This is a genomic window from Paenibacillus sp. FSL R7-269, assembly GCF_000517865.1.
Lineage (GTDB): Bacteria > Bacillota > Bacilli > Paenibacillales > Paenibacillaceae > Paenibacillus_AQ.
In genome coordinates, this window is record NZ_ASPS01000004.1 from 48,076 (window position 1) to 59,638 (window position 11,563).

Sequence of the window (11,563 nt, forward strand, 5' to 3'; positions counted from 1 at the left end):
AGTTACGCGAAGATAAGCTCTACCTCATGGGCGAAGCCGTCATCTATGGCCGGTACCAATCCGTCCTCCAGTACCCGGCCGTCCAGCGTCAGGCGGGCTGCCCCGTCCTGCATGCGGTGGAAGCCCTCCGGCTTGCGGACCTGAATCCTGTAGGAGGAACTGCCCAGCTTCAAGGTATAGGTAAGCTCCGTCTGCTCTTCCCGCAGCACCGGACTCAGTGCTATGCCCTGCTCCGTATATTCAATACCCAGCGCTTCCATCAGCGAGAGGGTGAGCCAGGTCGAGGTGCCGCTAAGCATCGGACCGATGTTCTCACCAGTCTCGCTGTTGTTGTATTGGGTGCAGAACCGCGGATTCCCGCAGACGGCAAACGGATCAGCCATCGTCTTGAACGGCATAATACGGTCCAGCAGCCAGTAGCCCAAGCGGCAGAGCTCTGCCGCCAGATCCGGGCTGGATACTTCCTTGGCCCCCTTGAACATAGCCGCAGCAGCCATCATGCAGGCATGCTTGAATACGCCGCCGTTCTCGCGGTCACCCGGAAAGTATTCATCCGATGCCGTGTGCGTGGATACCCGGCCCAGCGCTACCGGCGAGACCAGCTTCATGCCGTAAGGCGTCATCAGATGCGCCTTCATGGTATCCAGCATCACTGCAATCTGATCCTCATCCGCACAACCCGCCAGAATGCTCCAGCTGAACGAATTCAGGAAGTACGAGCCGTCCTTCGCCGGATCGGAAGACATCCCGTCCCCGGCAGCGCCGAGATACGTATATTCTCCGTTAGGATAGCGGTTGAACAGCACACGGGCGAAGAAATCTCCCTTCCAGGCATGCTCCTGGATGCGTTCGCGCAGCTTGGCTCCGAAGCCGGTCAGCTCATCTGCATACGCCTGCTCGCCTTTGCGGGCGGCCAGGGCGGACAATTCATCAACCGCCACCTTCAGCAGGAAGGCGTTCATGACGCTCTCGGAATAATCACTCTCCAGCGAATCCCCGAAGACACCGCCGGCCTCCAGCTGCTTCCGGTAGAGTGCTTCCTTGGCCGGGCCGTTCAGGTAGGTGTCATCGAGCTTCAGACAGTCGTTCCAGTCTGCGAAGTCGAGCAGCGGCAGGCCGTGGCGTCCGATCGAGATCTGTCCGGAATAGACAATAATCGCCTTCAGGGTCTCGAATACAGGCCGTTCGGTCTCCGTGCCTGCTACCGGACAAGACTCATCCAGGAACTCCGCATCCCCGGTCAGCATGACATAACGGTAGACAGCCTGGATCAGCCATAGCGCATCATCGGACCATTTGCCCGGCTCTTTGCCGGCCCAGAAGAAATTGTGGTACGCATACCCCAGCTCAAATACCATGCTGGTCCATTCTTTCAGCAGGCTCTTGACGAGGCCGCTGCGGCCCATCCCGACGAAATAATACATCGAGGCATACATATCCTGAATTTCACGGAAGCCGATCTCCCGGTAGCCTTTCTGGGTCTGACAGAAGGAGCGGGAGACAAAGCTCTGGTAGAGCACCTGAAAAGGCAGGTTACGGTTCACAAACTGGTCGAAATCCGCGTCCCCGGAGGATACCTGCAGGAACCTGGAGTAATTCCGCACGAACTTCAGGGATTGTGCCAAGGCTTCTTCGGCCGAGCTGCGGCTTGAGAAGCGGGCGATCAGCGCACCCACCTCTTCCTCCAGCACTGTATCGCTCCAGGAAGCACCGCTCTTGTCGGAGACAAGGCCCGTCAGCTGGTCAACTGCTGCCGAGGCTCCGGCAGCAACCTGAATCTCCCCCGCTACCGCGAAGAAGCCCGGCCCCTTGCGGTGCAGAATGCTGCTCAGCTTCAGTGCGCCGGATGGCCGGTGGAGCGAGCCGGTGCCGACGAACTCATTGTAGCTGACGCAATATTCGCGCGGCAGCACTGGTCCGTCTTCCCCGTGGATAATCATCGTGTGGAAGCGCAGATCATGACGCCCGCCTTCCGGGTAATAGTCAGGGCTGATTGCAGCTACGGCTCCATCAGCGTCCTGCAATACGCCGCCTTGCATAATAACATTGCTGTACAGCACATCCTCGAACAGAGCGCCCGGTGCTGCCGAGCCGAACATGCCCGTGTACACCAGACGAAGCTGGCGGCTGCTCTCTCCATGGTTCGTAATCGTAACCCGCTGCATCTCGGTCGCCAGCGGCAGACCTTCAGCATGCGGCAGAATGAAGATAGTACGTGTAATCTCAAGTCCGCCGGACAGGCGGTACGTGATGATGGTTACATTCTGTGAATGGCGGCAGACCGCCGATTCAATGCCTTCTCCGCCCGGATCAGCGGAATAGAAGATCTGCTTCCCGTCCTCGAACAGATAGAATTGACGGTTGGCCGGGAAGCCATTCTCCTCCTGGCGCATATCCCAGCGGGTCGCCAGCACCTGGGTAGCCGCATGGGAACGGAAGCTGCCGCCGCCAAGACGGTCTACCACGCTCTTCGGTGTAGTCTGAAGCGGATGAGGGAACTCCAGACGGTTGCCCAGCAGCAGATTGACCGCGAAGTGCGGACCCGGAACAGGGGAGCGCAGGTCAATGACATGCTCGCCTTCAGCGTTAAGGGCACCCGCCCAACCCGGCGCAGCCTGAAGCTGCACCAGCGCCGCGCTTGCAGCCGCCTCCGGTATAGCTATTGTCTGTTCCTGTCTTCCCGCATGGCGGATATGCAGGGATAGTGCCGTACCTGTATCATTCACGGTGAACAGCGCGGAAGTGCCAGCCTCCTTCGGCAGCAGCGCTGCCACTTCCGGGAGCTTCAGCAGCTCCTGAATGGCAGGCAGCCGGAGCGGAAGGCCCGCTACGCCAGCAGCCCCGATGCACTGGGAATCCGTGAAGACGGCGCTTAGCCGGCCGCCCTCGTCTATCCGGTCTGCGAATGCCTGTCTTAGAATATCCTCAGGCGAAGCAGCCGCTGCTCTTGCGGTATTGAATTTCAGCATCATGAATGGTTCTCCTCTTTTCCTGTTTTCTGTTGGACGATACTCATTCCCTGTTATGTATACGCATTGGGCTGAAGAATTGGGGGAAGTTCTGAAGCAAGCATGGAGAACGGTTGCCCGTCCTCCATGTAATAATTATAGAAGTGTCTGAGTCCAGTCTAAATACCAAATCGTAAGCCTGAATAACAAAATCCAAAGCATGTTCAAGGTGCTGCTGTTCCGTTATTCGTTAGCACAATATCATCCACGTCCACCGTCAGATGCCCGGTGCCGCCATCCTTGATATCCCCCAGCTCGAAAGAAATGCGGCCGATGGAGGTGCTGCCTCCGACAACATCGAATTCTACGGTATATTCCTGATATTCACTGCCCAGATCAACAATTTCGCTCGTATATCCGTGCCATTTGTAATTGTCCGCAACATCCAGCCAGCCGATGCTGATATTCATTTTGCGTTCAGCCGATGCCTTGGCCTTGAAGGTAAGTGTGTAATGATTGCCTTCGTTGTAAGCGACTCCCTCATAAAAGACCTGCCGGTCCCAGGTGTTCGTTCCCGTGGAACCCACCTTGATCTGCAGTGCGCCATCCACATTGTCAATGGCTAACTCCCCGTTGTCGGAGGAGTAGGTACTCCAGCCCTTAAGCGGCTCTGAGAAATCGCCGTTTGGAATCAGATTCTCCCCGTAAGCCTCACCGTCCAGCACCGGGCTTACCTGAAGCAAGGAGATATTGCTCAGATTGACCGTGTGCGCTCCGAGCTCTTCGGTGATCTTGCCGAGACTGAACTGAAGCACCGCAGCGTGATCGGTTGCCGGGGCAGTGAACAGATATTCATAGTGTCCGCCGTCTTGGCTGAGTCTAAGCTCCTGTTCCAGATAAGGAGTCCAGTTGCCATCCTCAGTCCCGTCACGCTGAACCAGCGCTTTAATATCCCGGGCCAACGAAGCATCCGCATCGAAGCGCAGCAGATATTTCTTGCCCTGCTCTACCGGGATGCCCGCTTGCTTCACCTGTGCATGCCAAGCCTCCGTTCCAGTTCCACCGAGGCTAACCTGCAGTTCTCCATACACAGCCTTCATTACAGTGCTCTTCCCGGGATCATCCGGTTCCCAGTCCTTCTTGAACAGCGTCCAGTTGTCAGTGGAAGCGTCCTTGAAGCTGCCGTTCACCACCAGCTCGCGGGACAGATCCAGCCAGGCCAGATTGTAGCCGCTGCCGCCAAGACGGATGTAATAGCTTCCCGCAGGCAGTGCTAGCGGTGCTCCAACGATCGCCCGGTAAGACTGAAGGCCTCCGGTATCGCCAACTGCCGCGCTGTAGACAGATTCCGTCACCACATTCTGCTTGCCGGCATCCAGTACTGACAGCGTAAGCTCGGAATCCGCGAGCACACTGGATACGCGGGTAACCGGAACAATACTGCCTGCCTGAGGCAGTACCACCTTGTATTCCACATAGTCGCCCTTATCCATATCCGTGATATCCTTGCCGCCTTCACCGCTTGGAATCAGGCCGGTTCCCGAGGCTCTCCAGAACTGGTCCCCCCGCAGATGCAGGTAGTTCATGAGCACTGGCGGATCGGTCATCCGTACCAGACGCACATTGTCAATCTCGGTCTGTCCCGCAGCCGCGCCCAGAAGGAACGATAACGCAGCTTCCGTGCCGGACCCGCCGGACAGCTCAATTTCTGCTGTATAGCTCTTCCACTCCGGTGTCAGAGTGAAGGTGGTTCCGTCAGGATAGACCGTCTGACCACCGCTGCCCGCCAGCTTAATGCCAAGCGGCTGCGCCTCGGCCGATCTCGCATCGAAGGCAAGCTGGTAGACGGCTGCTGCGGACACTGGAATTCCTGCCTGGGTCAGCGTCACATCCTCCGGCGATCCTCCGGCCTTCTGCACGTCCGCCCGGAACTCCCGCTTCATCATCGGCAGAGCAAGTGTATTGGTTACACTGGCCTTCGCCGCTGCCTCCGAGCCCTGCTTAACGGCAAAGCTCCAATATCCAAGCCGTGCTTCTCCCAGATCGAAGCCTCCGTTATAGATCAGGTTGCCGTCAGCAAGCGGAGTGCGTACTACCGGCGGCGCTTCGGTCTCTACCACTCTTACATTCGCGAAGTAGGCGGAGATGTTGTTCAGACCCAGGTTGAACTCAAAGCGGGCATTATTGTCTGAAGCCTTCGTCATCGTAAAGCTGTACTCATACGGCTGCCAGTCCGGTGTAAGCTGGAAATTGCGCTCCCCGGAATACGCCGTCCATCCGCCGCCGAATTCGGTCAGCTTGCTCATCAGCGGCCGGGCTGCGTCCGCTTTGGCATCGAAGGTTACCTTGTAGGCTTTGCCCCGCTCCAGCAGCAGCGGCTTCTGCGCAAGCTGAATGGAGTAGTTCTGGGTTCCGGCCTCATGGACAGCAACCTTCACCGCCTTGCCCTTATCCTGATCCGCAATGACGGAGACGGTTCCGCTTCCGCCCTCATTCTCAATCAATTCCCAATATTCCGGCTGACCCTGGGCTGCTACAGTACCCTTGAAGTCCCCGTTGTAGATCTGATTCCCGTCTGCCAGGGCAGGACGCTGCGGGGTCGACAGTCCTGGATCTACCGGCCGCTTTCCTGTTACATCCGGCCATTGATCCAGGTTCTTGTATTTGTAGACCCGTACGTAGTCTACATACATTTTATCCGACTTGAAGTCGGCCTTCGGATTGCCCGGCCAGTCGCCGCCCACAGCCAGATTCAGAATCATATAGAACGGCCGGTCAAACGGAGCAGGGTACGTATAGTAATCCGGCTGGCCTTTGGCCATCGTTCCCCAGTCACTCGTCTCAAAATACATTTTATCGTCCACATAATACCGGATCAGGCCCGGAAGCCATTCCAGCGTGAAGTCGTGATAATCATCTGCAAAGGTCTGGCCTTCCGGCAGTACATAGGTTTTGGTCTGGGACGCATGCGGAATGTCGTAGTGAATCGAGCCATGGACCGTTCTTGGATAGAGATCCGCCTCTGCCTTGCCGGCAACCGGTCCTGTCAATTCCATAATGTCCATCTCGCCGCTTCCCGGCCAAGGTCCATACTGCGTCTCATCATCGGTTGGCATCATCCAGATGGCTGGCCACATGCCCTGCTGAACCGGCAGCTTGGCCCGCACGGTGAATTTGCCGTAGGTCCAGTCGCCCTTCATCTTGGAGGTCAGCTTGGCTGAAGTATAATTCTTCCCGCCGTAAGCCTGGTTCCGGGCCTCCAGCTCCAGTACGCTCTGCCCGCTCTCTGTCGTCAGCGAAGCATTATCCGGGTGGTAATATTCCAGCTCGTTATTGTACACCGTGCCGGTATCCTGTACATTCCATTTGCCCTCATCAATGGTCTGGCCGTCGAATTCGTCATTCCAGACCAGCTCCCATGGATTGTTCTGGGTTGGAGGAGTCGGGGCCGGCGTGGGGATTGGTGTGGCAGCAGGCATTGCTGTCGGCACCGGCGCCACAGGTGAAGGTGTTGAGATTGGCGCTGGTGTGTCACCGCCTGCATTTCCGCCGCCCACTTGGGCCGGGGCAGAGGTAGCCTTAGCACTTGCCTGCGCTGTAGCTCCCGTGCCGGACAAGTCCCTAAGCGTCTCGCCGGTCTTGAGTGCCTGACCGTTCAGCAGCACACGGTCCGCCTGGTTCTCAAGCCGGCCGATCTGCCCCCGGCTCACGATCTCTGATCCGGCAGCGCCTGCGCCGATGACCACAGCCTCTGCGCGGGAGCCCGCTCCGATCTCCACCTTCGCCGGCTTAAGCAAATCGATCCGGGCTGCGGTGCTGCCCTCCTCCAGTACCATTCGTACCAGAGTGGTAAGCTTGTTCAGCTTGATCTGTCCCAGAATGGATTGGCGGAATACCACGGAATGGTCGCCTCCTCCTGAGATATGTGCCGTTCCCTGCACCTTGATGTCTGAGAAGGCAACTTCCCCTTCTCCTGCCCCGGCTGTGACGTAGAGATTGCCGCTGACGGTTCCGCCATCAAGCTGCACATTCGCCCGGTTGACAATGACATTGCCGGACACCGTTCCAAGCTTCTGGCTTCCCTCGCCGGAGCTGATCCACCCGACCATCCGGCTCAGCAGCTCGGCCAGCTCGGCCCGGGTCATCTGTGCCTGCGGATTCAGCTTGCCGCCCGCATCGCCGCGCAGGTAACCGGCGTCCAGCATCGCACTCACGGCTTCCCGGGCATAGCCGCTGACCGCTGCCGCATCAGACTGCGCAGCCAGCGCACCCGGGGAGCCGGCCTCCAGCATGAACGCCCGGCTCAGCATGGTTACAGCTTCCTGGCGGGTGACAGCCGCTCCCGGCTGGAACCGGCCGTCCGCGTAGCCTTGAATAACACCTGCGGCATTCACCCGGCTTACATCCTTGCCATACCAGGAAGAAGCGCTTACATCACTGAATACAGTGCTGCCTGAATCCGCGTAACGGAACACCCGGTTGATCATGGCGGCCATCTCTGCCCGTGAGACCGCTTGTCCCGGTCTGAATTGTCCTGCCTCGTCCCCCTGCAGAATTCCTGCGGCTGACAGCCTGTTCACTGCGGCCGCAGCCCAGTGCTGCTTCATATCGGTGAACCCTGCCGCCCGGGCTGCATCTACCTGTCCTGTACTTGCAGACAGCCCTGCTGCGTCCTCCCCGCTATCTGCCTGCGCTATTCCTGTAGTTCCCGGAAGCTGAATTCCTGACAGCAGCAATCCGGCAATCAGAAGCTTGGATATTCCTTTGCGGTACATCTGAACATTCCCCCTCGTGTAGAACCTTGTTGAATTCTGGACTCGTGCCAGTCGATTTCAGTATAGGGTCCGTATCCCGGAGACAACATACCAATTCCTTAGCCCGTATAACAAAGATACAACTTTGTCCGGAGCTCCCTGTAAACGCCGCTCGCGCGAGTCCAATGTAATCGGTTTTTCGATTACATCCGGCCCACACATCCATTCGCCTACTCAATATGTTCTTTTTTTCACATACATTCAACTTCCCCTCCTTATCCACACCAGCGGGAAGCCTCAATTCAAAAAAAGCCCAAATACCGGGCGGCTTCAAGAGCCGCCCGGTATTTGGGCACGGCGAATCTATGTAACTGTTGGCCGGTTATGAATCAGGCAATGCTCAAGAGGAGGCGTGGATTTGCGGGAAATCCTGTGCAACCTCTTCACCCGAGAACAGATCGTCAAGCGAGCTGAGCGTGCCATCCTCTTCAACCTGATACACCGACATTTTCTCGCCGTTGACCGTTAGTTCGATGAAACAGCCCCAGCAATAGAACTGGTGGGAGCCGATCTTGCCGATATCCTTGGAGTTGCAGTTTGGACACTTCATATAATACATTCCACCTATCCGTTAACAATATTAATGGCGTTTTGGAGCCGTTCTTCACTCATCGCGGGAACCAGTACAGAATCCTCTCCGATAGTCATCTCTCCAGAACAAGGCAGCCATTTGCGGCCTTCGATCAAATCAGTTACAAGCCCGTCACTGATTTCCAGCGCTACTATTGTGTTTCCCAACTTTTGGTCAAAATAAACATCCGATATCCGCCCAAGCACCGTTCCCGATGTTGTAAGCACCTGCCTGTCCTTCAATTTGTTCTTTCCCAAGAGGAAAGTGTAGGATATATGGTCAGCGTCGACCTTAATAATCGACTCTTTATTGCGGATCATGACAGCATCTTCGCCATAAGCGGCAATATTATCCCATGCCACAACTTTCACATGACTAGAGAAAAAAGATTTGCTCTCCAGTTCAATACCCGTAATATTCCAGTTTGAATCCAGTCCGATATCGATTATTTCACCGACTTCAGTACCCTCTTCAACTTCATACACAGTGAGGCCAATCATATCTTGAAGCTTCATGGTATTCCAAGTCCCCTCACCTTAGTATTGCTTACGGGTTCCCATGGGCCGGAGTACCTCTTACACGGCTGCCAGAATGCACGGACGCCTAGTCTCTAGTACGCAGCCGGCTCAAAACGGTTCCAACTTTTTGGGCAACAACCTGCATTTCTTCATTAGTATTACCCAAACCTGTACTAAAGCGAATCGCAGAGTTCAAAAGTTCTTCCGGAAGCTTCATCGCCCGGAGAACATGCGAGATTTCCAGAGAACCCGAGGTGCACGCTGAGCCGCTGGCCGCCGCAATCCGTTCCATGTCCAGGTTCATCAGTAGCACATCTGTCCCGGCTCCGGGAAAACTGATATTCAGGATTCCAGGCACTCTGTGTTGTTCATTTCCGTTGACGACATAGCTCTCTGCTCCGACCTGCTTGTCCAGCTCCTCCAGCAGCGTGCTGCGGAGCTCCAAAGCCTGCTCATGATGACCCGGCAGCCCTTGCACAACCAGCTCAACGGCCTTGGCGAACCCGGCGGTATGAGCCAGACTCTCCGTGCCCGCCCGCCGGCCGCGCTCCTGAAGTCCGCCATGCTGCATTGGCGTAAGCGGCGCCCCCCGCCGGACGTACAAGCCTCCAATTCCCTGCGGACCTCCGATCTTGTGGGCCGAGAAGCTCATATAGTCGACCGGCAGGTCGCGGAGCACCAGGGGCAATGTTCCCAGAGCTTGTACAGCATCTACATGCACCAGCACACCCCGTTCGGCCGCTAATCTGCCAATCTCTTCTATAGGCTGTACAGTTCCCACTTCATTATTCACATACATTATGCTAATCAGTACTGTATCCTCGCGCAGAGCCGATTCCACATCCTCCAGAGAGACACGTCCGGTAGAATCCACAGGAAGATAGGTGACCTCGAAGCCCTGGCCTTCCAGCTCCGCGCAGGTATGCAGCACTGCATGATGCTCGGCCGCTGTAGTAATGATATGTCTACCCTTGGAAGCAGAAGCATAGGCTGCGCCGAACAGCGCGAGATTATCGCTCTCCGTGCCGCCGCTGGTGAAGACCCACTCCTCAGGGGAACAGCCCAAAAAGCCCGCGATTCTGTCGCGCGCCCCATTTATAATTCTCTTGGCAGACCGTCCGAACTGGTGCACACTGGACGCATTGCCGTATTCGTTCAACAGCATATCATACATAACCGCTGCCACCTCCGGATGAACCGGTGTTGAGGCGGCGTGGTCCAAATAGATGGGTTTCATAACGAAATTCTCCGCTTCTTGAAATTCAGGATTTTCTTACAGGACTACTAGATTATACTGCTGAACTGCCTGTTTTACCACCTGTTAATAAACACAATATTGTAACATTTGTCCATGGCCAGTACCCCGGATCAGCCCTCTATTCCCGGCAACCGCGCCGCGAGCTGCTCCTCGGAGATCACTTCAATACCATGCAGCCGCAGGAGAGCTGTGGTCACGCCTTCTCCAGGGATTTTCATGCCGGCAAATTCTCCGTTATAGATCCTGGAGCTGCCGCAGGAAGGGCTATTCTCCTTAAGGACAACAAGCGTGGCAGCTAAGCTCCGTACCTGCTCCAGCGCAGCATAAGCACCCTCTACATACATTGCTGTTACATCATTCCCTGTTCTGTCAACCACCCGGGCCTGCCCCTCCAGCACATCTCTGCCGCTGCCGCCTATAATCTCTGCCGGTTCTCTCGGGGTAGAGAGGCCGCCCAGCAGCTCGGGACATACAGCAACCGCCTGCCGGCTGTCCAGCAACTGCCGGATGCCCTGCTCCAGACAATCCGTTCCATTATATCTGACCTTCATTCCTGCCAGGCAGGAGCTTACGATAATCATTGCCCGCCGTCCCCCTTCGCAATCCTCAGTCTCATCTTATATAATGCTAAGACAAGCTGTCCGGTCTGTAAACCATTAACGATCCAGGGAGGCATAGAGAACATGTGCGGAAGATATACGATCACGGTAACGCTGGAGGAGCTGATCGCCAAGTACTTCATCCGGGAGCATCCGCTCATCCAATATGCACCGAGGTATAACGCGGCTCCGATGCAGTATATTGCTGCGGTTATTCATGACGGCATACAGAATAAGCTCGGAGAACTACGCTGGGGACTGCTCCCTTCCTGGTCCAAGGAGGACAAGAACGCTGCCAAGCTAATCAATGCCCGCAGTGAGACTCTGCTGGAGAAGGCTTCGTTCAAAGGGCTGGTGGCCTCCCGCCGCTGTGTTATTCCCGCAGACGGCTTCTATGACTGGAAGGTCCAGGAAGGCGGCAAGCAGCCGCTGCGGATCACGATGCGGGACGGGAAGCTGTTCTCCATGGCTGCTCTATATGATATCTGGACCGGTCCGGACGGCGGCAGAATCTCCACCTGCACGATCATCACCACCGCCCCGAACACTCTCATGAAAGACATCCATGACCGGATGCCGGTCATTCTGGATGCGGACGGGGAAGCGCAGTGGCTGGAGCGCAGCAACCGGAATATTTCCGCCCTGATGAAGCTGCTGCGGCCTTACGATGCGGAGCAAATGCTGGCCTATCCCGTCTCCGCAGCCGTAGGCGATGTCCGGAGTGACTACCCGGAGCTGATCCGCAGAGCTGGGCCGGAGCCGGTGCAGGGCACCCTATTTTAACCACTCTCAAGACGAATATCTGCTGTTTGAAACCTCCGGTCCCAGGGTATTAACTAAAGCTCATATCTCATA

At 56.4% G+C, this 11,563-nt stretch carries 7 protein-coding genes; 1 reads left to right on the plus strand and 6 read right to left on the minus strand.

Annotated elements, in window-relative coordinates; genetic code table 11:
• Positions 1-2: 2 nt before the first annotated feature.
• From C162_RS01430 to C162_RS01455, 6 genes are all read right to left on the minus strand, one after another.
• Positions 3-2,972 (minus strand): GH36-type glycosyl hydrolase domain-containing protein, encoded by a 2,970-nt coding sequence (locus C162_RS01430; protein ID WP_200869159.1) that lies wholly within the window; start codon positions 2,970-2,972, stop codon positions 3-5.
• Positions 2,973-3,172: 200 nt separating this feature from the next.
• Positions 3,173-7,723, minus strand: coding sequence for a carbohydrate binding domain-containing protein (locus C162_RS01435; RefSeq protein WP_036690500.1), 4,551 nt, complete (start codon positions 7,721-7,723; stop codon positions 3,173-3,175).
• A gap of 379 nt (positions 7,724-8,102) precedes the next feature.
• Positions 8,103-8,312, minus strand: a complete 210-nt coding sequence (locus C162_RS01440) for a hypothetical protein (RefSeq protein ID WP_036690502.1) — start codon at positions 8,310-8,312, stop codon at positions 8,103-8,105.
• Between the two features lie 14 nt (positions 8,313-8,326).
• Positions 8,327-8,848 (minus strand): PRC-barrel domain-containing protein, encoded by a 522-nt coding sequence (locus tag C162_RS01445; protein WP_036690503.1) that lies wholly within the window; start codon positions 8,846-8,848, stop codon positions 8,327-8,329.
• Positions 8,849-8,936: 88 nt separating this feature from the next.
• Entirely contained in the window at positions 8,937-10,088 is a 1,152-nt protein-coding gene (locus C162_RS01450; RefSeq protein ID WP_036690505.1) for a cysteine desulfurase family protein, read from the minus strand.
• Between the two features lie 131 nt (positions 10,089-10,219).
• Complete coding sequence (locus tag C162_RS01455) at positions 10,220-10,690, minus strand: DUF523 domain-containing protein (protein WP_036690506.1); 471 nt, start codon at positions 10,688-10,690, stop codon at positions 10,220-10,222.
• A 102-nt stretch (positions 10,691-10,792) separates the two neighbouring features.
• Between C162_RS01455 and C162_RS01460 the strand changes: the two genes are divergently transcribed.
• The gene (locus tag C162_RS01460) at positions 10,793-11,491 is read left to right on the plus strand and encodes an SOS response-associated peptidase (protein WP_036690508.1); all 699 of its coding nucleotides are present in this window, start codon (positions 10,793-10,795) and stop codon (positions 11,489-11,491) included.
• Positions 11,492-11,563 lie beyond the last annotated feature (72 nt).